The 24,062-nt window shown below is 40.2% G+C and carries 18 protein-coding genes, 1 tRNA gene and 1 riboswitch; of the genes, 12 read left to right on the top strand and 7 right to left on the bottom strand.

The features are described from left to right. The first annotated feature begins 67 nt into the window (after positions 1-67). Positions 68-1,474: a 6-phospho-beta-galactosidase gene (lacG, locus tag HMPREF1125_RS09485; RefSeq protein WP_000169299.1), complete on the top strand. Its 1,407-nt coding sequence runs from the start codon at positions 68-70 to the stop codon at positions 1,472-1,474. Positions 1,475-1,515: 41 nt separating this feature from the next. Here lacG and HMPREF1125_RS09480 read toward each other — a convergent pair whose 3' ends face one another. The 4 genes from HMPREF1125_RS09480 to nrdH all read right to left on the bottom strand — a co-directional run bounded on the left by HMPREF1125_RS09480 (position 1,516) and on the right by nrdH (position 6,041). Further along, a complete protein-coding gene (locus HMPREF1125_RS09480) occupies positions 1,516-2,283 on the bottom strand; it encodes a DeoR/GlpR family DNA-binding transcription regulator (protein WP_000917584.1) in 768 nt (255 codons plus the stop codon). Positions 2,284-2,422: 139 nt separating this feature from the next. Further along, complete coding sequence (gene nrdF, locus HMPREF1125_RS09475; protein WP_000451378.1) at positions 2,423-3,385, bottom strand: class 1b ribonucleoside-diphosphate reductase subunit beta; 963 nt, start codon at positions 3,383-3,385, stop codon at positions 2,423-2,425. A gap of 192 nt (positions 3,386-3,577) precedes the next feature. Continuing rightward, the gene (nrdE, locus tag HMPREF1125_RS09470) at positions 3,578-5,737 is read right to left on the bottom strand and encodes a class 1b ribonucleoside-diphosphate reductase subunit alpha (RefSeq protein ID WP_000523280.1); all 2,160 of its coding nucleotides are present in this window, start codon (positions 5,735-5,737) and stop codon (positions 3,578-3,580) included. Between the two features lie 85 nt (positions 5,738-5,822). Beyond that, positions 5,823-6,041: a glutaredoxin-like protein NrdH gene (gene nrdH / locus HMPREF1125_RS09465; RefSeq protein WP_000259240.1), complete on the bottom strand. Its 219-nt coding sequence runs from the start codon at positions 6,039-6,041 to the stop codon at positions 5,823-5,825. A 651-nt stretch (positions 6,042-6,692) separates the two neighbouring features. On the opposite strand from nrdH, the gene HMPREF1125_RS09460 reads away from it, so the two are divergent. The 6 genes from HMPREF1125_RS09460 to HMPREF1125_RS09435 all read left to right on the top strand — a co-directional run bounded on the left by HMPREF1125_RS09460 (position 6,693) and on the right by HMPREF1125_RS09435 (position 17,359). Next, positions 6,693-7,913 (top strand): alpha/beta hydrolase family protein, encoded by a 1,221-nt coding sequence (locus HMPREF1125_RS09460; RefSeq protein WP_000661900.1) that lies wholly within the window; start codon positions 6,693-6,695, stop codon positions 7,911-7,913. A gap of 454 nt (positions 7,914-8,367) precedes the next feature. After that, complete coding sequence (locus HMPREF1125_RS09455; RefSeq protein ID WP_000146948.1) at positions 8,368-8,631, top strand: phosphocarrier protein HPr; 264 nt, start codon at positions 8,368-8,370, stop codon at positions 8,629-8,631. Between the two features lie 5 nt (positions 8,632-8,636). After that, positions 8,637-10,370 (top strand): phosphoenolpyruvate--protein phosphotransferase, encoded by a 1,734-nt coding sequence (gene ptsP, locus HMPREF1125_RS09450; protein ID WP_025172356.1) that lies wholly within the window; start codon positions 8,637-8,639, stop codon positions 10,368-10,370. A 246-nt stretch (positions 10,371-10,616) separates the two neighbouring features. Further along, positions 10,617-13,184, top strand: coding sequence for a pneumococcal-type histidine triad protein (locus tag HMPREF1125_RS09445; RefSeq protein ID WP_000700231.1), 2,568 nt, complete (start codon positions 10,617-10,619; stop codon positions 13,182-13,184). A 196-nt stretch (positions 13,185-13,380) separates the two neighbouring features. Next, positions 13,381-14,298 carry a metal ABC transporter substrate-binding protein gene (locus HMPREF1125_RS09440; RefSeq protein ID WP_000747421.1) on the top strand — a complete coding sequence of 306 codons (918 nt, stop codon included), beginning with the start codon at positions 13,381-13,383 and terminating at the stop codon, positions 14,296-14,298. Between the two features lie 13 nt (positions 14,299-14,311). Next, a complete protein-coding gene (locus HMPREF1125_RS09435; protein WP_000731462.1) occupies positions 14,312-17,359 on the top strand; it encodes a pneumococcal-type histidine triad protein in 3,048 nt (1,015 codons plus the stop codon). A 36-nt stretch (positions 17,360-17,395) separates the two neighbouring features. On the opposite strand, the gene pepT is transcribed toward HMPREF1125_RS09435, so the two are convergent. Continuing rightward, positions 17,396-18,619, bottom strand: coding sequence for a peptidase T (pepT, locus tag HMPREF1125_RS09430; RefSeq protein ID WP_000121375.1), 1,224 nt, complete (start codon positions 18,617-18,619; stop codon positions 17,396-17,398). 152 nt (positions 18,620-18,771) lie between these two features. On the opposite strand from pepT, the gene hemH reads away from it, so the two are divergent. Further along, entirely contained in the window at positions 18,772-19,866 is a 1,095-nt protein-coding gene (gene hemH, locus HMPREF1125_RS09425; RefSeq protein ID WP_000709265.1) for a ferrochelatase, read from the top strand. 47 nt (positions 19,867-19,913) lie between these two features. Here hemH and mscL read toward each other — a convergent pair whose 3' ends face one another. Together mscL and HMPREF1125_RS09415 are read right to left on the bottom strand one after the other, a co-directional pair. Further along, entirely contained in the window at positions 19,914-20,294 is a 381-nt protein-coding gene (gene mscL, locus HMPREF1125_RS09420; protein ID WP_000910209.1) for a large conductance mechanosensitive channel protein MscL, read from the bottom strand. A 79-nt stretch (positions 20,295-20,373) separates the two neighbouring features. Next, a complete protein-coding gene (locus HMPREF1125_RS09415) occupies positions 20,374-20,811 on the bottom strand; it encodes a GtrA family protein (RefSeq protein ID WP_002883226.1) in 438 nt (145 codons plus the stop codon). 28 nt (positions 20,812-20,839) lie between these two features. After that, a riboswitch (PreQ1 riboswitch) is annotated at positions 20,840-20,936 on the top strand. Here HMPREF1125_RS09415 and HMPREF1125_RS09410 point away from each other — a divergent pair. The 4 genes from HMPREF1125_RS09410 (at position 20,934) to dapA (ending at position 24,046) form a co-directional block, all read left to right on the top strand. Beyond that, the gene (locus tag HMPREF1125_RS09410; RefSeq protein ID WP_000737307.1) at positions 20,934-21,443 is read left to right on the top strand and encodes a QueT transporter family protein; all 510 of its coding nucleotides are present in this window, start codon (positions 20,934-20,936) and stop codon (positions 21,441-21,443) included. (Overlaps the previous riboswitch by 3 nt.) A 105-nt stretch (positions 21,444-21,548) precedes the next feature. Further along, a tRNA-Thr gene (locus HMPREF1125_RS09405) sits at positions 21,549-21,621 on the top strand. Between the two features lie 357 nt (positions 21,622-21,978). Then, on the top strand, positions 21,979-23,055 hold the full coding sequence (locus tag HMPREF1125_RS09400; RefSeq protein WP_000542486.1) for an aspartate-semialdehyde dehydrogenase: 1,077 nt from the start codon (positions 21,979-21,981) through the stop codon (positions 23,053-23,055). 55 nt (positions 23,056-23,110) lie between these two features. After that, a complete protein-coding gene (dapA, locus tag HMPREF1125_RS09395; protein WP_000121610.1) occupies positions 23,111-24,046 on the top strand; it encodes a 4-hydroxy-tetrahydrodipicolinate synthase in 936 nt (311 codons plus the stop codon). Positions 24,047-24,062 lie beyond the last annotated feature (16 nt).

Here is a 24,062-nt window from a genome sequence, read left to right as displayed (position 1 = left end):
AGTGAGATGGAGGAACTCCTCCCAACTATACCCCCATCTCATTTCTATTTCTTGAAAGGTGAATCAAATGACAAAAACACTTCCAAAAGACTTTATTTTTGGTGGGGCAACAGCAGCCTACCAAGCAGAAGGTGCTACACATACTGATGGTAAAGGGCCAGTCGCCTGGGACAAATACCTCAAAGATAACTACTGGTACACTGCTGAACCAGCCAGTGATTTCTATCACAAATATCCAGTTGACCTCAAACTTGCAGAAGAATATGGTGTCAATGGTATCCGTATTTCAATCGCTTGGTCACGTATCTTTCCAACGGGTTATGGGAAGGTTAATGACAAGGGGGTTGAGTTCTATCATAATCTATTTGCAGAGTGCCACAAACGGCATGTTGAGCCCTTCGTGACCCTCCATCACTTTGATACACCAGAAGCACTTCATTCAAACGGAGATTTTCTGAATAGAGAAAATATCGATCACTTTGTGGATTATGCAGCCTTCTGTTTTGAAGAATTTCCTGAAGTAAACTATTGGACAACCTTTAATGAAATTGGGCCGATAGGAGATGGTCAGTATTTGGTTGGGAAATTTCCTCCAGGTATCCAGTACGACCTTGCCAAAGTCTTCCAATCTCATCACAATATGATGGTGTCGCATGCGCGTGCAGTAAAACTTTTCAAGGATAAGGGATATAAGGGTGAAATTGGTGTGGTTCATGCACTGCCTACTAAGTATCCTCTGGATCCAGATAATCCAGCAGATGTTCGTGCAGCCGAGTTAGAAGATATCATTCACAATAAATTTATTTTGGATGCGACTTATCTTGGACGCTATTCAGATGAAACGATGGAAGGTGTCGACCATATCCTAGCAGTCAATGGTGGTAGCTTAGATCTGCGTGAAGAAGATTTCACAGCATTAGAAGCTGCAAAAGACCTGAATGACTTCCTTGGAATTAACTACTACATGAGTGATTGGATGCAATCCTTTGATGGCGAAACAGAAATCATTCACAACGGTAAGGGTGAAAAAGGAAGCTCTAAGTATCAGATTAAGGGAGTTGGACGTCGAGTGGCGCCTGACTATGTCCCACGTACGGACTGGGACTGGATTATCTATCCTCAAGGTTTGTATGATCAAATCATGCGCGTGAAGAAAGATTACCCAAATTACAAGAAAATCTACATCACAGAGAATGGTCTCGGATACAAAGATGAGTTTGTGGATGGGACAGTCTACGATGATGGACGGATTGATTATGTTAAGAAACATATGGAAGTGATTGCAGATGCAATCTCTGATGGAGCCAATGTCAAAGGCTACTTTATCTGGTCTCTGATGGATGTCTTTTCTTGGTCAAATGGCTATGAAAAGCGTTACGGCCTCTTCTATGTTGATTTTGAGACCCAGGAGCGCTATCCAAAGAAATCAGCTCACTGGTACAAGAAACTAGCTGAGACACAGCTTATCGATTAAACTTTAATATAAAAATTCCCCACCAAAAGGCAGGGGAATTTTTATGGTTTTGATAAAAGAATGGTTGTTTGTTTCGACAGATCTTCAAATGTCTCCTGACTCAGTTTGGCATCTGAAACGATAGTATCAATCTCTGAGATATTGTAGAAAGTGTAAAAATCAAACTTATTAAACTTGCTGTGGTCTGCCAGTAAGTATTTTTTATTGGCATTGTTCAAGGCGATTCGTTGTACCTCGCCCTCTTCTTCACTGAAAGTAGCAATTGCCTTATCCTTAATACCATTACAGCTAACAAATGCCTTAGAGAACTGAAGATTGGTCAAATCCTGCAAGGTAAGTGTCCCTACAAAAGCACCAGTGATAGAGCGATAATTTCCGCCAATCAAGATCAAATCTGTTAGTTTTCGTTCGTTTAGGATGAGAAAAACAGGAAGACTGTTTGTTACAACACGAATGTTATCGATAGGGAGCTCACGAGCAAAACATTCTAAGGTTGTTCCTGGTCCGATAAAAATGGTTTCACCTTCGTCAATCAAATGACCGGCAAAACGGCTAATTTCTTGTTTTTCAGCAATCTGCAAGCCTTGTTTTTCGACGTTTGAGCGTTCGTTGTTTAATAGAGAACCTGTACGAAGTTTTTCAGCACCACCATGCACACGAACCAGCAAATCTTTATCTGCCAATTCTTGTAAGTAGCGGCGAGCTGTCATATCTGATACATCAAGACTCTCCATAATCTCTTTTACAGTAATAGTGCCTTTTGTGTTTACTGCTTCTAGAATACTATCTAGTTTTTCTTGCTTTAGCATCCTTATCACCTCGATTTCTACTATTATTATCTTACCATAAAACACTCAATCAATCAAATAGAAAAAAACAAAATAAAACAAAAACAAAAATACCATGGTTGTTTTAAACAAACCATGATATTTTGAACGATTGATCAAATTAGTCTAAACCGTAGTTGTAATCCTCATCTTGCATAGCTTCAACTTCACCAAGGAGGTAACCATTTCCGACTTGAGAGAAGAAGTCGTGGTTAGAAGTTCCTGTTGAAATACCGTTCATGACGATAGGATTGACATCATCAGCTGAATCTGGGAAGAGAGGATCTTGTCCTAGGTTCATAAGGGCCTTATTGGCATTGTAACGAAGGAAGGTTTTAACTTCTTCGGTCCAACCAACACCGTCATAGAGACTTTCAGTATAACCTTCTTCGTTCTCGTAGAGGGTATAGAGCAGGTCGTACATCCATTCTTTAAGTTTTTCTTGCTCTTCTTCAGGCAATTCATTGAAACCAAGTTGGAATTTGTAACCAATGTAAGTTCCGTGAACAGACTCATCACGGATGATTAGTTTAATGATTTCCGCAACGTTGGCCAGTTTGTTGTTACCGAGATAGTAGAGTGGTGTAAAGAAACCAGAGTAGAAGAGGAAGGTTTCAAGGAAAACGCTGGCAACTTTCTTTTCTAGTGGGCTACCATTGAGGTAGATTTCATTGATAATTTCCGCTTTTCTTTGTAGGTAGGGATTAGTGTTGGTCCATTCAAAGATTTCTTCAATTTCAGCCTTGGTATTCAACGTCGAAAAGATAGAAGAGTAAGATTTTGCGTGGACAGATTCCATAAACTGGATGTTGTTGAAAACAGCTTCCTCATGCGGTGTACGGATGTCTGAGCGAAGCGCTTGAACCCCTGTTTCTGATTGCATGGTATCCAAAAGGGTCAAACCACCAAAGACTTTTCCAACCAAGTCTTTTTCTTTGTTTGATAGTTTTCTCCAGTCGTCTAGATCATTTGACAAGGGGATACGCGTATCGAGCCAGAATTGCTCCGTTAGCTTTTCCCAAGTTGATTTGTCGATGACATCTTCGATGGCATTCCAGTTAATGGCTTTGTAGTAAGTTTCCATTTGAAATCTCTTTCTGTATGTAATAATGCGATTGTCGAATCATCTCTATTTTATCATAGTCTGAGAAGAGTATCGCACAAAAAGTCGGGAGACCGACTTTTTATTTTTCATAGTATTCAGATACTTATCAAGTTTTGTCTGGCGGGTAATTTAATCAGTAGTCTGAGAAAATGTGGTTGCCTCAGATAAAAATTAAATCACACAGCTTTCACATTGGTTAGCACCGACTTCTCCACCGTCGTCTGTAAAGGTACGGACGTAGTAAATTGACTTGATACCCTTGTTAAAGGCATAGTTACGAAGGATAGACAAGTCACGTGTCGTTTGTTTGTTCTCTTTCTTCCATTCGTAAAGACCTTTTGGAATGTCGCTACGCATGAAGAGAGTGAGTGAAAGCCCTTGGTCCACGTGCTCAGTCGCAGCAGCGTAAACATCAATCACCTTACGCATATCCATGTCATAAGCAGAAGTGTAGTAAGGAATGGTATCTGTTGACAAGCCTGCAGCAGGGTAGTAGATTTTACCGATTTTCTTCTCTTGACGTTCTTCGATACGTTGCGTAATCGGGTGGATAGAAGCAGAAACATCGTTGATGTAGCTGATCGAACCATTTGGAGCTACAGCAAGGCGGTTTTGGTGGTAAAGACCATCTGCTTGAACCTTTTCGCGAAGTTCAGCCCAGTCAGCAGCGCTTGGAATAAAGATATCTTTAAAGAGTTCTTTAACACGGTCTGATTTTGGAATAAACTCGCCTGTCACATACTTGTCAAAGTAGCTTCCATTAGCATAGTCTGATTTTTCAAAGTTGTGGAAGGTGATACCACGTTCGCGCGCTATATTGTTTGATTCCACCAAGGTCCAGTAGTTCATAAGCATAAAGTAGATGCTTGTAAATTCAATTGACTCAGGTGATCCGTACTCAATCAGTTGTTGGGCAAGGTAACTATGAAGTCCCATGGCACCAAGACCAAAGGTGTGAGCCAAACTGTTTCCGTGGTCGATAGTAGGGACAGCTACGATGTGTGAACTATCTGTAACGAAAGTCAAAGCACGAACCATCGCACGGATAGAACGACCAAAGTCAGGTGAAGTCATCATGTTGACCACGTTGGTTGAACCGAGGTTACATGAGACATCTGTTCCTAATTTTAAATATTCCTGTGCATCGTTGATCAAGCTTGGTTCTTGGACTTGGAGAATCTCAGAACACAAGTTACTCATGATGATCTTACCATCAACAGGATTTGCACGGTTAGCTGTATCAATGTTGACTACATAAGGGTAACCAGATTCTTGTTGCAATTTAGAGATTTCAGTTTCCAAATCACGCGCCTTGATTTTTGTCTTGCGGATGTTTGGATTTGCTACTAATTCATCGTATTTTTCAGTGATATCGATGTAGTTGAATGGTACACCGTATTCAAGTTCTATAGAGTATGGGCTAAAGAGATACATTTCTTCATTTTTACGGGCCAATTCGTAGAATTTATCGGGTACTACAACACCGAGTGAAAGCGTCTTAACACGAACTTTTTCATCGGCATTTTCTTTCTTAGTGGAAAGGAAGGCGATGATATCTGGGTGAAAGACGTTGAGGTAGACTACACCAGCACCTTGACGTTGACCCAATTGGTTAGAGTAAGAGAAGCTGTCTTCAAAAAGCTTCATAACTGGAACGACACCAGACGCAGCTCCTTCGTAGCCCTTGATAGGTGCGCCCGCTTCACGAAGGTTGCTGAGGGTAATTCCCACACCACCACCGATACGAGAAAGTTGAAGAGCTGAGTTGATAGAACGTCCGATAGAGTTCATGTCATCCGTCACTTGGATCAAGAAGCAAGATACCAACTCCCCACGACGAGCACGACCAGCGTTCAAGAAGGAAGGAGTAGCAGGTTGGTAGCGTTGGTGGATGATTTCATTGGCAATATCAATCGCAACAGCTTCATTACCATCTGCGAAATAAAGTGCGTTAAAGAAGACACGGTCTTCCATGCTTTCAAGATAATATTCACCATCGTTAGTCTTCAAGGCGTACTGGTTGTAAAATTTATAGGCAGCCATGAATGACTTGAATTGGAAGTTTTGGTCTTTGATAAATTGATGCAATTCTTCCAAAAACTCTGGACGGTATTTCTTGAGAAATGCAGTTTCGATATAGTTGTGTTCAATGAGGTAGTTGATTTTATCAGTAATTGAATCAAAAACCATAGTGTTTGGAACTACATTTTCTTTAAAGAAAGCATCCAAGGCTTCCTTATCTTTATGAAGCATGATTTGTCCATTAACAGGACGGTTGATTTCGTTATTGAGACGGAAGTAAGTCACGTCTTCAAGATGTTTTAATCCCATAAAATTTTCCTTATCTAACCTGATTACAAAAGAAAGGCCTCTAAGTTAGCCCTAGAAGCAATTTCTTCTGGATGATGTACTAAAATTATGCTAACTGTTTTAGTTTTCCTGGTTGGAAACCTGAAAAGACTTCAGTTGGTGTTTGGATGACAGGAGCAGCGCTGAAACCGAGCTCTTTAACTTGATCGATGTACTCTGGTTGCTCGTCGAGATTGATCTCACGATAAGCGACATTGTTGCTGTCCAAGAAACGCTTGGTCATCTTACATTGGACACAGTTGTTTTTAGAATAAACGGTTACCATTTTCGTAACTCCTCTTTCAAAATAGATTACTTTCTTAGTATATCAGAAAAAAAAACTTTGTCAAACTTTTTAAACTAAATCTTGTGCCAAAAAGTTACGGTTTTGAAATCAAAACACAAGATATAGTGTTTTCGAAAACATAAATTTTGATTTCCGTTGAACTGTCAAACTTTCTCAAAATAAAAAAACTACATACTGTATATTGGCAATATAAATAGAAGATTTTCAGCAAGTTATCAGAAAGGAAATCGAAGAAAATAGCAAAAATCGTAAGAACAGTAATAAGTATAGCTGAGATAATACTTTAACAAAATAGAAACTGTAATATTTACGAAAAAAGAAATTTTCTACACAAGATGTCCCAATATTTGTATTAGAATATCTAAAATATAACCAAAATGGAAATGACAGATTATGATGTATTCATAAAAATGGATCATTGGTTAATTTTATATAGGATACTTATGAGTTTCGTATCCTTTCATAAGGAGTATATAAATACAATGTTTGAAAAAGTTCATTTTATGTGATACACTATCTGTGATTATAAGATTAAAAAATGGATATCTGGATACTTTTGTTTGATAGAGAATGTTATCAGATTATAATTAGATTAAATGAATGAAAGAATACAGAATTAGGAGGCGCGTGGTGAAAGAAAATGATGTTATTTTAAAACGGCAATCGACTCAAATATTTTTTAAGAATGGTGATACGGATTTTTTCTTCAATTGGTTGTTAGGAATCGGTGAAATTTTTGGTTTCTCTCATGGAGAGCTTTATTATCTTGCTCAAAGATTGGGGAACTCACCAAAGCCTGATGACTGGAAAAATGTATTTTTATCGCATGTAAACTACCTTGAACAAGAAGCAAGTAATTCAGGGTTGAGTGAACAAACAAAGGCGCAGTATTATCTTGCACAGACCTACTCACTTCGCTCGGCAATCCAATTTACCGATCCATTTTCTGAAGAGTATTTACCGACCGTTCGTCAAATGGAGAAGGTGTTTTCTAGTGCAATTCATTCACTAGGTGCACCGATTGAAAAATTAACTATTACCTATCAGGGTTCTTACTTGCCTGGTTATTATCTTCATAGTGGCGATAATTGCCCAACGCTAATCATGATTGGTGGAGGTGATACTTATCGCGAAGATTTATTTTACTTTGCAGGATATCCTGGATGGATACGAAATTATAATGTTTTAATGGTTGACCTTCCCGGTCAAGGGAGCAATCCTAGTAGAGGGCTGGTCTTTGATGTGGATGCCTCTATTCCAATTTCATTATGCATAGACTGGTTGGAAAATAGAAATCCCAAACTAAATTATTTAGCCATTTATGGTGTCAGTGGAGGGGGATATTTTACCGCACAAGCTGTTGAAAAGGATCCAAGAATTCATGCTTGGATTGCTAGTACCCCTATTTACGACGTTGCAGAACTTTTCAGAAAAGAATTTGGATCAAGTTTGAAAGCACCTAGTTGGTTAATAAATGCCATTTTAAAATTCGCTGGAAATTTGAATGAATCAGCAAATTTGAATCTTAAAAAGTATGCATGGCAGTTTGGTACTTCTGATTTTAAGAGTGCTATTGATGATGTATTTAACCGTGCAAAGATTGTGGATTATCAAAAAATTCAATGCCCATGCCTGTTTATCATGGGAAAGGGCGAGGGTGCTGAACTGCAGCATCAAACCAAGGTGATTTATGAATCACTTAAATCTAAAAATCAGCAAACTAAACTTCAAGTATTTGAGGCGGAAAGTGGTGCGGACGCTCATTGCCAAGTCAATAATTTAAGGCTCTCCCATAATGTCGTTTTTGATTGGTTGGATACTTTATTTGAATGGAATCAATCAAAGTTTTAGTTCTACTTATACCACTTAGATATATCTACCTTTTTACTGTTAGGTGCTACAAGCTTATTTTACTTTAAGTAGCAAATTGGATAAATTCTCTATTGTTGATGGTAAGAGTAGGTTTTAGAATCTCAGTATTTGATGAAGCCTTTTCAAATAATAGATTTGCTGAGTTATATCAATTATGACTAAATAGTATTATTTTTTCATTGTTTACTAGGATTATCTTCTGATTGATATTAAGAGAAAATAGCTTTGAAAATTGGAATTTTGAGGGTAATATTCTTTTAATAATTAGTGCCCAAATTTCCCATAGTACCTGTATGATAGAAAAAGAAGCAAGTTCATTTTCAGTAAAAGTCCATAAAATACTTGAAAAATTATCTAGAAGGTGATATAATACAGTCTTGTAAGGGTTATCACATATAATCCAAATAAGAAACAATTAAAGGAGAGTCAAACTATGGCTTCTAAAGATTTCCACGTAGTGGCAGAAACAGGTATCCACGCACGTCCAGCAACATTGTTGGTTCAAACAGCTAGCAAATTTGCTTCAGATATCACTCTTGAGTACAAAGGTAAATCAGTAAACCTTAAATCAATCATGGGTGTTATGAGTCTTGGTGTTGGCCAAGGTGCTGATGTTACAATTTCAGCTGAAGGTGCAGATGCTGACGACGCAATCGCTGCTATCACTGAAACTATGGAAAAAGAAGGATTGGCATAAGGAAAATGACAGAAATGCTTAAAGGAATCGCAGCATCAGACGGTGTTGCAGTTGCAAAAGCATATCTACTCGTTCAACCGGATTTGTCATTTGAGACTATTACAGTCGAAGATACAAACGCAGAAGAAGCTCGCCTTGATGCCGCTCTAAAAGCATCACAAGACGAGCTTTCTGTTATTCGTGAGAAAGCAGTAGGTACGCTCGGTGAAGAAGCTGCTCAAGTTTTTGACGCTCACTTAATGGTTCTTGCTGACCCAGAAATGATCAGCCAAATCAAGGAGACAATCCGTGCGAAGAAAGTGAATGCAGAAGCAGGTCTGAAAGAAGTGACAGACATGTTTATCACTATCTTTGAAGGCATGGAAGACAACCCATACATGCAAGAACGTGCAGCGGATATCCGCGACGTGACAAAACGTGTATTGGCAAATCTCCTTGGTAAAAAATTGCCGAACCCAGCTTCTATCAATGAAGAAGTGATCGTGATTGCGCATGACTTGACTCCTTCAGATACAGCTCAATTGGACAAAAACTTTGTAAAAGCTTTTGTAACCAACATCGGTGGACGTACAAGCCACTCAGCTATCATGGCGCGTACACTTGAAATTGCGGCAGTATTGGGTACAAACAACATCACTGAAATTGTTAAAGATGGTGATATCCTTGCTGTTAACGGTATCACTGGTGAAGTGATTATCAACCCAACTGATGAGCAAGCGGCAGAATTCAAGGCTGCTGGTGAAGCTTATGCGAAGCAAAAAGCTGAATGGGCACTTTTGAAAGATGCTCAAACAGTGACTGCTGATGGCAAACACTTCGAATTGGCTGCCAACATCGGTACCCCAAAAGACGTTGAAGGTGTCAATGCCAACGGTGCCGAAGCTGTTGGTCTTTACCGTACAGAGTTCTTGTACATGGATTCTCAAGACTTCCCAACAGAAGACGAGCAATACGAAGCCTACAAAGCTGTACTTGAAGGAATGAACGGTAAACCTGTTGTTGTTCGTACAATGGACATTGGTGGAGATAAGGAACTTCCTTACTTCGATATGCCTCACGAAATGAACCCATTCCTTGGATTCCGTGCCCTTCGTATCTCTATCTCTGAGACTGGAGATGCTATGTTCCGCACACAAATCCGTGCCCTTCTTCGTGCGTCTGTTCACGGTCAATTGCGTATCATGTTCCCAATGGTTGCGCTCTTGAAAGAATTCCGTGCAGCGAAAGCAGTCTTTGACGAAGAAAAAGCAAACCTTCTTGCTGAAGGTGTTGCAGTTGCGGATAATATCCAAGTTGGTATCATGATCGAGATTCCTGCAGCAGCAATGCTTGCAGACCAATTTGCTAAAGAAGTTGACTTCTTCTCAATTGGTACAAACGACTTGATCCAATACACAATGGCAGCAGACCGTATGAACGAACAAGTTTCATACCTTTACCAACCATACAACCCATCAATCCTTCGTTTGATTAACAACGTTATCAAAGCAGCTCACGCTGAAGGTAAATGGGCTGGTATGTGTGGTGAGATGGCTGGTGACCAACAAGCTGTTCCACTTCTTGTAGGAATGGGCTTGGATGAGTTCTCTATGTCAGCAACATCTGTACTTCGTACGCGTAGCTTGATGAAGAAATTGAATACAGCTAAGATGGAAGAGTACGCAAACCGTGCCCTTACAGAATGCTCAACAATGGAAGAAGTTCTTGAACTTCAAAAAGAATACGTTAATTTTGATTAATCGAAAAGTCCTTGCAACCCAGTTGCAGGGACTTTTTTAAAGAATTTTCAAGAAAATCTTTTTTATATAAAGTCCATTCTAGAGAAAGTAGCGGTGAAGAATAAAAAAATACTTAACTGGTTCATAAAATTCTTGACAAGTTGCGAATTTAGGAGTAAACTATTAACCAGTTAAGTAATAGAGAGGAGTTTCTGCAATTTAGAAATGAATTGCAAATAGAAATATTAAAAAAGAAAGAGAGTTTCGATGAAAATTAATAAAAAATACCTTGCAGGTTCTGCGGCAGCTTTAATTTTAAGTTTTTGTTCTTACGAGTTGGGACTGTATCAAGCTAGAACAGTAAAGGAAAATAACCGCGTGTCTTACGTTGATGGTAAACAAACTGCGCAAAAAACAGAGAATCTGACTCCTGATGAGGTTAGTAAGAAAGAAGGCATCAATGCGGAGCAAATCGTCATCAAGATAACAGACCAGGGCTATGTCACTTCACATGGCGACCACTATCATTATTACAATGGGAAGGTTCCTTATGATGCTATCATCAGTGAAGAGTTGCTGATGAAGGATCCAAACTACCAGCTCAAGGACGAGGATATTATCAGTGAAATCAAGGGTGGTTATGTTATCAAGGTAGATGGAAAATACTATGTTTACCTTAAGGATGCAACCCATGCGGATAATGTCCGTACAAAAGAAGAAATCAATCGGCAAAAACAAGAGCATAGTCAGCATCGTGAAGGAGGAACTTCAGCAAACGATGGTGCGGTAGCCTTGGCGCGTTCACAGGGACGCTACACCACAGATGATGGTTATATCTTTAATGCCTCTGATATCATAGAAGATACAGGTGATGCCTATATCGTTCCTCATGGTAATCACTTCCACTATATTCCTAAGAGTGACTTGTCTGCCAGCGAATTGGCTGCTGCAGAAGCCTTTCTATCTGGTAGAAGTGGCCAATCAAATACGCCTACTTATCGCCGTACCAATGGCAACAGTGCTAGCAGTGATATAGATAGATGGACCCCATCCTATAATAATCAAGGTAGTGGCTATACGAACACGAACACAGCTAACAACAGTAGCGACGATAACCAAGCAAGTCAGAGTGATGAGGATATTGATAGCCTTCTGAAACAACTTTACGCCTTGCCGCTCAGCCAACGACACGTAGAATCTGATGGCCTTGTCTTTGACCCAGCACAGATTACAAGTCGAACAGCTAGAGGAGTTGCTGTTCCTCATGGGAACCATTACCATTTCATCCCTTATTCACAGATGTCTGAATTGGAAGAACGAATCGCTCGCATCATCCCGCTTCGCTATCGTTCGAACCATTGGGTGCCGGATTCAAGACCAGAACAACCAAGTCCACAACCGACTCCGGAACCTAGTCCAAGCCCGCAACCTGCACCAAATCCTCAACCAGCTCCAAGCAATCCAATTAACGAAAAATTGGTCAAACAAGCGGTTCGAAAAGTAGCTGATGGTTATGTCTTTGAGGAGAATGGAACCTCACGTTATATTCCTGCTAAGGAACTTTCAGCAGAGACAGCAGCAGCCATTGATAGTAAACTAGCCAAGCAAGAAAGTTTGTCTCATAAGCTAGGAGCTAAGAAAACCAACCTCCCATCTAGTGATCGAGATTTTTACAATAAGGCTTATGACTTACTAGCAAGCATTCATCAAGATTTAATTTCCAATAAAGGGCGTCAAGCTGAATTTGACGCTTTGGATAAGCTCTTGGAACGACTCAACGATGCCTCAAGTGATAAAATCCAGTTGGTGGATGATATCCTGGCCTTTCTAGCACCGATTCATCATCCAGAACGTCTAGGAAAACCAAATGCGCAAATTGCTTATACTGATGATGAGATTCAAGTAGCCAAGTTGGCAGGCAAGTATACAACGGAAGATGGCTATATCTTTGATCCTCATGATATCACCAGTGATGAGGGGGATGCCTATGTAACTCCGCATATGACCCATAGTCATTGGATTAAGAAAGATAGTTTGTCTGAAGCTGAAAGAGCAGCAGCCCAGGCTTATGCTAAAGAGAAAGGTTTGACACCTCCCTCGACAGACCATCAGGATTCAGGAAATACTGAGGCTAAGGGAGCAGAAGCTGTCTACAATCGCGTGAAAGCAGCTAAGAAGGTACCACTTGATCGTATGCCTTACAATCTCCAACATACCGTGGAAGTTAAAAACGGAAGTTTGATCATACCTCATTATGACCATTACCATAACATAAAATTTGAGTGGTTTGACGAAGGTCTTTATGAGGCACCTAAGGGGTATACTCTAGAGGATCTCTTTGCGACTGTGAAGTACTATGTTGAACATCCAAACGAACGTCCGCATTCTGATAGTGGATGGGGCAATGCAAGCGACTATGTTCAAAGAAACCAAAATGGTCAAGCTGATAACAATCATACGGAAAAACCATCAGAGGAGAAACCTCGGACAGAAAAACCATCAGAGGAGAAACCTCGGACAGAAAAACCTGAGGAAGAAAAACCACGCGAAGAGAAACCTCAAAGTGAGAAACCAGAGTCTCCAAAACCAACTGAGGAGCCAGAAGAAGAATCGCCAGAGGAATCAGAAGAACCTCAGGTTGAAACTGAAAAGGTTAAAGAAAAACTGAGAGAGGCTGAAGATTTACTTGCAAAAATCCAGGATCCAATTATCAAGTCCAATGCTAAAGAAACTCTTACGGGATTAAAGAATAACTTGCTATTTGGCGCCCAGGACAACAATACCATTATGGCAGAAGCTGAAAAACTATTGGCTTTGTTAAAGGAAAGTAAGTAAAGGTAGCAGCATTTTCTAACTCCTAAAAACTGGATAGGAGAGCTAGAAAAGATAAAATCGAAAAATGAGAGCAGAATGTGAGTTCTAGTTCTCATTTTTTTCATGAAAATATGTAAAATATCTTGACATATAGTGTAAATAAAGATAAACTATTTACTAGTTAATTAAACGGTTAAATACTAGTTAAGGAGCAATGATGAAAAAAAGAACATTTCTATTATTAATGGCCAGTGTGTTGGCTCTTGTCTTAGGAGCATGTAGCCAAAAAGAAAAACAAGAAGCAAAAGGGATGAAGATTGTAACAAGTTTTTACCCAATCTATGCCATGGTCAAAGAGGTATCGGGTGACTTGAATGATGTTCGGATGATTCAGTCAAGTAACGGGATTCACTCCTTTGAACCGTCAGCAAATGATATTGCTGCCATCTATGATGCGGATGTCTTTGTCTACCACTCGCATACACTGGAGTCTTGGGCAGGAAGTCTGGATCCTAGCTTGAAAAACTCAAAAGTTAAAGTTTTGGAAGCTTCTGAAGGAATGACATTGGAGCGTGTACCGGGCTTAGAAGATGTAGAAGCTGGTGACGGTATTGATGAAAAAACACTCTACGACCCTCACACTTGGTTAGATCCAGAAAAAGCAGGTGAAGAAGCTCAGATTATTGCGGACAAACTTTCGGAGATTGACAGTGCCAATAAGGAAGCGTATCAAAAGAATGCCAAAAACTTTATCGCTAAAGCCCAAGAATTGACTAAGAAGTACCAGCCTATTTTTGAAAAAGCGAGTCAAAAGACTTTTGTTACGCAACATACAGCCTTTTCTTACCTCGCTAAACGATTTGGATTGAAACAGCTTGGTATAGCGGGGATTTCCCCTGAACAAGAGCCAAGTCCGAGACAACTAACAGAAATTCAGGAATTCGTTAAAACCTATAAGGTTAAAACTATCTTTACTGAGAGCAATGCTTCTTCTAAAGTCGCTGAGACCTTGGTCAAATCAACAGGAGTTAATCTAAAAACACTCAATCCTTTGGAAGCAGACCCTGAAAACGACAAAACGTACTTAGAAAATCTAGAAGAAAATATGAAAGTTCTTGCAGAAGAATTAAAATGAGGAGATTATGAAAATGAAGAAAAAGTATCTTGCGGTGGGATCGGCTTTAGTCCTTTCCCTGAGTCTTTGCATCTATGCACTGAACCAACACCAGCTAGAAGGAAACAAAGATAATAATCGTGTGTCTTATGTCGATGGGAAGCAAGACTCTCAAAAAACAGAGACACAGACACCAGATCAAGTTAGCAAAAAAGAAGATATTCAGGCAGAACAAATTGTCGTGAAAATTACCGATCAAGGTTATGTGACTTCACACGGTGATCATTTCCATTATTACAATGGTAAAGTTCCTTTTGACGCGATTTTCAGCGAAGAGCTTTTGATGAAAGATGCCAATTATCAACTGAAAGATGCTGATATTGTCAATGAAATCAAAGATGGTTATATTATCAAGGTGGATGGCAAGTATTATGTCTACCTTAAAGATGCGGCTCATGCTGATAATATTCGTACGAAGGACGAAATTGAGCGCCAAAAACAAGGTCATACTCATGATGCACCAACTTCTAACAGTGCAGTGGCGCTTGCTCAATCTCAAGGTCGTTATACTACCGATGATGGCTACATCTTTAATCCATCTGATATTATAGAAGATACTGGTGATGCTTATATCGTTCCTCACGGTGGACATTACCACTACATTCCAAAGAGTTCCTTGTCTGCTAGCGAATTAGCTGCTGCCCAAGCCTACCTCTCTGGAACTAGAAAACAACCGAGTGTGACTGACTATCGTCCAAGTCAAAATGGAACCAGTCAAACCACTAATCCTAGTCAACAAACTGAAACACCAAGCAATCCAGAAGAGAGCTTACAGAGTCTATTGCAGCAACTCTATGCACTTCCAAGTAATCAACGTTATGCAGAATCTGATGGCTTGATTTTTGACCCTGCTAAGATTTCAAGCAGAACGCCAAGTGGCGTAGCGATTCCTCATGGAAATCACTATCATTTCATCCCATATACAAAGCTTTCTGCCTTGGAAGAAAAGATTGCGCGAATGATTCCTTTATCTAGCGACAGTGGGAAACCAACACCTTTGGAAAATCCAAGCAAACCAGCAGAGCATCCAGCTCAATCGGATCATCATCATGACCAAGACGGTGACCATGGAAGTCAGGATACCAACCATGAAGATCATGACCATGATGGAGAGGAGCATGACCACCATCACGGTGAAGAACATGATCATGGTTTTGCAGCTGACCGTGTCATCAGTGAGGATGAGCAAGGGTTTGTAGTTTCTCATGGAGATCACGCTCATTATTTCTTTAAGAAAGACTTGACTGCAGCTCAAATCAAAACTGCCCAAGATCACTTGAAAGAAAATCATCAGTCTGAGCCGGTTCAACCACTTGCAAAGACTGTGGAAAGTTTCTCAAGAGATGCTAGCGATGAAGAAAAAATTAAGTATATCTCACAGACCTACGGGGTTCCGCTCGAAGCGATTCGTATTTCAAATGGATTCTTTGTCTTTGGAAATCCGGATCAAGCCTATGATCCAACCCATATCCATCCCTATGCTGTTCGAAAAGAACATGTTCGTATTCCTCTCCAAACTGGGAATCCAGAACTGGATTTCCTAAATGAACTTTATACGACTGCCCTACGTGATGGGGTGTCTCCTTATAGTTTACAGGTAGAAAGTGGTAGTTTTGTGATTCCTCACGGAGACCACAATCACTACATCAAGGTTCAAACTAAGGGCTATGAAGTAGCTTTGAAAAACAAGATTCCAGCCCTACAATCGACCTATCAACCTGGAGCATTTGATGAACAAACTGTTCTATCTAAAGTTGATCAACTGTTAGCAGATAGCAGAAGTCTCTACAAAGACCAGCCAATCATGCAGAGACGTGTTGAACTTGCTTTGGGGCAGTTCACCGAAAATATGAAAAAACTGGCGACCAACTCAACCGCTGGATATCTAGCAGCCTTGGATCTCTTTGATAAGCAATATATCCATGTGGATCAAAGTGTGGCACCAGTTGAAACTTCACCTTTAGATAAGAAGTACCAAGCCCTTGTAGATAAGATCAATACACTGGATACGGACACTTATGGCTTGTCTAAGAAAGATCTTTTGGTACATTTGCAGGAAGCAAAACTAGCACAAGATGAGACAGAGTTGGCTGCCATTGAAGCGAAACTTCAGGCCTTGCAAGATTTCCGTGATCGGACAGGGGTTACAACAGTAGAGTACATCAAGTATTTCTATGAACATGTATCTGATGGTCGTTTGAGAGAAGAACTTCGGAACAGTGTTGCCAAGTTGACATGGGAACTTTACCAGTCACAATCTTTCCTCAAAGCAACCGACTTGAACAAGCTATTCCCAACTATTTACCAAACTAAGCTAGAAGTAGAAGAAGCTCTCAAAGAAGAACCAGTTTCTACAAAAGCTGGTAAGACTATTCTAGATACGGAAAAAGTAGATAGTCAAACCGCTAAGACAGCCATCTATGAATTCCTAAAAGAACTCTACGGTGATTTTATGCCAGAAGAGCGGGTTAGCCATGTTAAGAAGGAAGAAGTGGATGCTCTCCTAACTAAAGTTGCCCAACTCCTAGCGCGTGTCAAAGAAGATGGGGTCAAACAATCCCTAGCTGAAGAAGCAGCTAATATCAAAGCAGCCGCAGAAAAGGAAAATGCAGACCTTGACGAAGCTAAAACACAGCTTGAGGATCTTTTGAATCGTATTGCAGCAACTATCCAACGAGAGGAAAAACAAGCAGAACAGGATCCACAAACCGTGATCATCTACCAAAAACTCTATAATGTCTTGCTTTCTCTTCACAAGTACTTAGAGGATAATAAAGGATCCGATGCTGACTTTGAACGTGTTGATGCCCTATTTGATCAACTTGCAGCCAAAAGCAGCGATAAAGAAGGTCTCCTCACTCTAGCTAAAGAGATCATTAGCTTGAACCAGGAACTCCGTTCAAAAGCAAGTGAAACTGATAGCCAATCTAAGTCTGAGAAAGACGGTGAAACAGCTACTTCTCAAGCGACAGAAAAGCAAGCGCAAAGCGAGTCTGAGCCAAGTGCTCAATCAAACGAATAAAAAGAAAGGCGAAGTAGCTAAGCTACCTCGTCTTTTTTAGTCTTTATAGGATACAATACCAATGATGGTATCTACTGCGCGCTCCATGGTCTGAAGGCTGACGTATTCAAAACGTCCGTGCATGTTTTCACCCCCAGCAAAGATATTTGGAGTTGGGATTCCCATGAAGGAGATTTTAGATCCATCTGTCCCACCACGGATTGGTTCAATGATTGGCGTGATACCAAGATCTTCCATAACGGCTTTGGCAATGATAACAGGTGTCATATCTTTCTCAATGACTTCCTTCATATTGTAGTACTGGTCTGTTAAAGTCAAGCTAACTCGATCATTTCCAAGCTCTTGGTTCATCTTATTAGCGATAGACTGCATAGCTGCTTTACGAGCTTCAAATGCATCTTTTTCAAAGTCGCGAATGATATAGTTTGCACGCGCCTCCTCGACACTACCTGAAACATCCATGAGATGATAGAAACCTTGATAACCATCTGTCAACTCAGGTCGGTCATTCTCAGGAAGTTGATTATGAAAATCAATTGCTAACTGAAGGGCATTGACCATCTGACCTTTGGCTGTTCCAGGGTGGACATTGCGCCCTTGGAAATGGAGCTCAGCACCAGCTGCTGAGAAAGTTTCGTACTGGAGTTCCCCTAGTGGCCCACCATCAACAGTGTAGGCAAAGTCCACATCAAAGTCATCTGCATCAAATTTATTAGCACCGACACCGATTTCTTCATCTGGTCCAAAACCAACACGAATCTCACAATGCTTGATTTCAGAATGAGCAGTCAGGTATTCGATAGCAGTCATAATTTCAGCAATCCCTGACTTGTCATCAGCACCTAGCAAGGTCGTGCCATCTGTTGTGATAAGGGTTTGATCATGATATTTTTCAAGACTTTTGAAGTCAGAGGGATCTAGTTTAAAACCAGAAGTACCTAAGTCGATAACTCCACCATCATAGTTTTCGATGACTTGCGGATTAACGCCCTCAGCATTAAAGTCAGCAGTATCCATGTGGGAGATGAAGCCAATCTTGCGTGTCAAGCTCGGATCATTAGCTGGTAAGGTACCAATAGCAAAACCATTTGGTAGGTAGTAAACATTTTGCAGGCCAACACGTTTCATCTCAGGAATAAGAACAGTGGTCGCAAAATCTACCTGGCTTTGCGTACTTGGAGTAGTAGTAGAGTGTTCATCAGAACGCGTGTTGACCTTAACGTAGGTCAGAAAACGTTCCAAAAGGTTCGGATAAGACATAAAAACTCCTTTATTATTATTTTTTTCATTGTATCATAGAATAGAGAGAAAGACAAAGAGAAGTAAATAAAAATAAAATGAATGAAAGCGTTTATTTATTATATATTTCATGGTAAAATGGTAATTGAAAAAAATATCACAAGGACATATCGATGAAAAAAGCAATTTTAATGATGACATTCGGTTCGCCAGAAGAGATTACCTTTGAGAGTGTGGCGGATTTTTTTACCAACATTCGTCGTGGAATCAGGCCCAAGGATCACGAGATTCAGACTCTTTATGACAATTATGTTCGTATAGGTGGTACGCCCCTGCAGAGGATTACACGTGAGGAGGTCAGTCTAGTCAAGGAACGTTTAGGAGAAGAGTATGGCATCTACTTTGCCAACAAATTTTCTCGGCCCTTTATCCCTGATGTGATCAAGCAGATGGAGGCTGATGGTGTTGAAGAATGTATTTGCTTGATTTTAGAACCTCATTATTCCTTTTACTCAGTCATGGGGTATGAGAAGTTTCTGGAAAGCCAGCAGATCCGATTTTTAGTCATTAAGGACTGGTATCAACAACAGGCTTTGTTGGACTTTTGGACAGATGAGATTAGCAAAATTTTACGAAACGATGTGAGAGAAGAGTCCTTTAAGGTGATTTTCTCAGCCCATAGTGTTCCAATTTTTGCCTTGGACTTTGGGGATCCTTATATCGATCAGATTTTTGATAATAGCAAGCTAATCGCTGAACAACTCGGATTGACGGGCGATCAGTATACCAATACTTGGCAGAGCGAAAGCGATATTGGAATCCCTTGGATCAAGCCAGATGTACTCGAGTATTTGAGAGAACAGAAACAACATCCAGAGCATTATATTTTTGTACCAATTAGCTTTATCAGTGAACATATCGAAGTTCTTTTTGATAACGATGTAGAATGTTATGAATTATGTCGAGAATTAGGTATAACCTATCATCGACCACCTATGCCAAACACAGACTCTCGTTTAATTGACGCTTTAGTTGCTACTGTAAGAGCCAATGAACAAAAAGAATTTAAAGCTTTTCTCCCAGAAGAAGAAACCTTTGATGAGTTAGCGCCTTCGGCAACTACAAAGGACATCATGGAGGAGACAGACGACCTTCAGATGCCAGAATTTGTCAAAAAACTCATTGAGAAAAAAGGTCGTGAAAATGTGAAGATGCCTTACTTGATTAAGAAAATGCTAGAAAAGGCTGGTAAATTGCCGAAAGAGTAAAGAGTAAAGAAAAAGGATTTAGCATGAAGCTAGATCCTTTATTTGTCTTATTTTTTCTCAAGAAGAGCTTTGATTTCTTGAAGGACTTCAAGTTCAGTTGGAGCAGCAGGTGTATCTTCAGCTGGCTCTTCTTTCTTAGTAAGGTTTTGAGCTTTTTCAACAGCTTTGATAACGAAGAAAAGAACAGTACCAATCACTAAGAAGTTGATAACAGCACTCAAGAAGCTACCGTAACCAACACCATTCCATGAAAGTTCAGCAATACGTTCAACGTTCGCAGCTTTCAAAGCTGGGTTCAAGATAAGTGGAGTGATGATATCGTTAACGAGTGAAGTCACGATAGCACCAAAAGCAGAGGCGATGATTACACCGACAGCAAGGTCAACGACATTACCGCGAAGCAAGAATTCTTTTAGATCCTTTAACATTTTCATAAATTCCTTTCCTAATTTTCTAACTTATTATATCCTAAATTGTGACAAGAGGCAACCTGGATGCTTAAGGAGATCAGTTGCTCCTTTTAAAAATATAGATTTTACTGAAAATATAATTAAGCACAATAATCAAAATTTGTGCTAGGATAGTTTCAACCGTATTAACCCTGTCTATATTATATTCGACAAACTGACCAATAAGATCAGGAAAGGTTGTAACGAAGATATAAGTTAAAAGAACGTCAAGTCCAAGTGTTGAGAGACGAGCTAAGAAAAACTTAGCCAGGCGAGTTGGCCAATTTCTTCTCTCTTGTTTAAAGACGATTGTATCATTTGTGAGAAAGGCAAAGAGAATCCCGATAAGATTTGCGAGTACGGTTGCTAGGATTTCCTGGTGGCTGATGTGGTAAATAACCAAGCGCGATAAAATAGAAACCAAAGTAGTAGCACCACCGAAAAATAGGTAGGAGAGGATTTCGTTATCGAAGAATGCCTTTATTATTCTTTTCATGGTTTTAGTATAGCATAAAGTCATATAATGTGCTATACTGGTAAGGTTGATTCACTCAACCCTTGGTGCTTAGCTTCTTTCACCAAGCATATTTTACGCGGGAAACCGCTAAAGGAGAAAACATGAAAAAATTAACTGTTCGTGATATGGCAGATATTGCTATCGTTGCTGCTATCTATGTGGTTTTGACCATTACCCCACCGCTGAATGCCATTAGCTACGGCGCCTACCAGTTTCGTATTTCTGAGATGATGAATTTTTTGGCCTTCTACAACCCTAAATACATCATCGGTGTGACGATTGGTTGTATGATTGCTAATTTCTTTAGCTTTGGTCTGATAGACGTCTTTGTCGGAGGGGGTTCTACTCTAGTTTTCCTTAGTCTGGGTGTTTGGCTCTTTAGCAAGTACAAGAAAGACTATTTGTTCAATGGTTTGATTCGAAAAGATCATTTCTTCTTTTCAATCCTATTCTCTATTTCAATGATTACCATTGCAGCAGAACTCTATATTGTTGCAGAAGCTCCATTCTTCTTTACATGGTTCTCTACGGGAATTGGTGAGTTTGCATCACTCATCGTAGGTGCTATTTTAATCGGAAAATTAGGACGCCGAATCGATCTAACAAGATAAGAAGTTTATAAGCTAGATTCTTGATAAATCTAGCTTTTTTCATTCCATAAAATTAAAAGAGAGCGCTTGACAAGAACTAGGAACTATAGTATACTTTTTAGGTAGGCTGATTTAGCTCAGTTGGCAGAGCGCATCCATGGTAAGGATGAGGTCGCCGGTTCAATCCCGGCAATTAGCATGATAGAAACGAAATAACCTTGGGAAACCAAGGTTTTTCTTGTACACTTGTATAAATGAAGCGAAGAGTTTTGGCAGTTGACAAAAGTGACTCTATCTAGTAGAATAGTAGTTGCGATGAGTCGATAGGTAGTCTTCGGACTACTATTGAGCATAAGGAGGTCATAACGCAGGAGCGGACCTTGATGAGTTGTGTGAACCTGCTCATCACATGAAGATGCCTCTTAGTCCCTGGTCGAATGGCTAGGGATTTTTAGTTTTCAGAAAATATAGTCTAAAAGTGCTTTTCAATTTCTGGAAAAAGTAGTATAATACATCTATTATAGAAATTTTTAGAAAATTCCGAAAGAGGTTATTTATGGGATATACAGTTGCTGTAGTCGGCGCGACAGGTGCTGTCGGAGCTCAGATGATAAAAATGTTGGAAGAATCAACACTTCCAATCGATAAAATTCGTTACCTTGCTTCTGCACGTTCAGCAGGCAAAACTTTGAAATTTAAAGACCAAGATATTACGATTGAAGAAACGACCGAAACAGCTTTTGAAGGAGTTGATATTGCACTCTTTTCAGCAGGTGGTTCGACATCAGCTAAGTATGCACCATACGCAGCTCAAGCTGGAGCGGTAGTAGTGGATAATACATCTTATTTCCGCCAAAATCCAGACGTACCATTGGTTGTCCCAGAGGTCAATGCTCATGCACTTGATGCTCATAATGGGATTATTGCCTGCCCTAACTGTTCAACAATCCAAATGATGGTGGCTCTTGAGCCGGTCCGCCAAAAATGGGGCTTGGACCGCATCATCGTTTCAACTTACCAAGCAGTCTCTGGTGCTGGTATGGGTGCGATTCTTGAAACACAACGTGAACTTCGTGAAGTCTTGAATGATGGTGTGAATCCACGTGATTTGCATGCGGAAATCTTGCCTTCAGGTGGTGACAAGAAACACTACCCTATCGCCTTTAACGCTCTTCCACAAATCGATGTCTTTACTGACAATGATTACACTTACGAAGAGATGAAGATGACTAAGGAAACTAAGAAAATCATGGAAGATGATAGCATCTCGGTATCTGCAACCTGTGTACGTATTCCAGTCTTGTCAGCTCACTCTGAGTCAGTTTATATCGAAACAAAAGAAGTGGCACCAATCGAAGAAGTCAAAGCAGCCATCGCAGCCTTTCCAGGTGCTGTTCTTGAGGATGACGTAGCGCACCAAATCTATCCTCAAGCTGTCAATGCAGTGGGTTCGCGTGATACTTTTGTTGGTCGTATCCGTAAAGACCTAGATGCAGAAAAAGGAATCCACATGTGGGTTGTTTCAGACAACCTTCTCAAAGGTGCTGCTTGGAACTCAGTTCAGATTGCAGAAACGCTTCACGAACGTGGATTGGTTCGTCCAACAGCTGAATTGAAATTTGAATTAAAATAGTCATATCGTTTAGGAGTTCAGATGAACTCCTTCTTTGAAATAGAGAGGTATTCTCATGTCTTATCAAGATTTAAAAGAGTGTAAAATCATTACAGCCTTTATTACCCCTTTCCACGAGGATGGCTCCATCAACTTTGATGCCATTCCAGCCTTAATTGAGCATTTATTGGCGCATCATACAGACGGCATTCTTCTTGCAGGGACGACGGCCGAGAGTCCAACTTTGACTCATGATGAAGAGTTGGAACTCTTTGCAGCTGTACAAAAGATTGTCAATGGACGTGTTCCTTTGATTGCGGGTGTAGGTACCAATGATACACGTGACTCGATCGAATTTGTCAAAGAAGTCGCAGAATTTGGTGGCTTTGCAGCTGGGCTTGCGATTGTACCATACTACAATAAACCTTCTCAAGAAGGGATGTACCAGCACTTTAAAGCAATTGCAGATGCTTCTGACTTACCAATTATTATCTATAACATTCCAGGGCGTGTAGTTGTCGAATTGACTCCAGAAACCATGCTTCGTTTGGCTGACCATCCAAATATCATTGGGGTCAAAGAATGTACTAGTCTGGCTAATATGGCTTACTTGATTGAACACAAGCCAGAAGAGTTCTTGGTCTATACTGGTGAGGACGGAGATGCTTTCCATGCCATGAATCTTGGTGCGGACGGGGTTATTTCTGTTGCATCTCATACAAATGGGGATGAAATGCACGAGATGTTGACTGCTATTGCAGAAAGCGATATGAAAAAAGCGGCAGCTATTCAACGTAAATTCATTCCTAAGGTCAACGCCCTCTTCTCTTATCCAAGTCCTGCTCCAGTTAAGGCTGTTTTGAACTATATGGGATTTGAAGCTGGACCAACTCGTCTACCTCTAGTTCCAGCACCAGAAGAAGATGCCAAACGCATTATCAAGGTTGTCGTAGATGGCGACTATGAAGCGACTAAGGCAACCGTAACAGGAGTCTTAAGACCAGATTACTAATAAAGACAATAAAATC

Origin of the sequence: Streptococcus oralis SK304 (assembly GCF_000287715.1) — a bacterium.
GTDB classification, from domain to species: domain Bacteria; phylum Bacillota; class Bacilli; order Lactobacillales; family Streptococcaceae; genus Streptococcus; species Streptococcus oralis_Y.
Note: the sequence above shows the minus strand (reverse complement) of the source record. Positions and strands in the feature narration are given on the sequence as shown.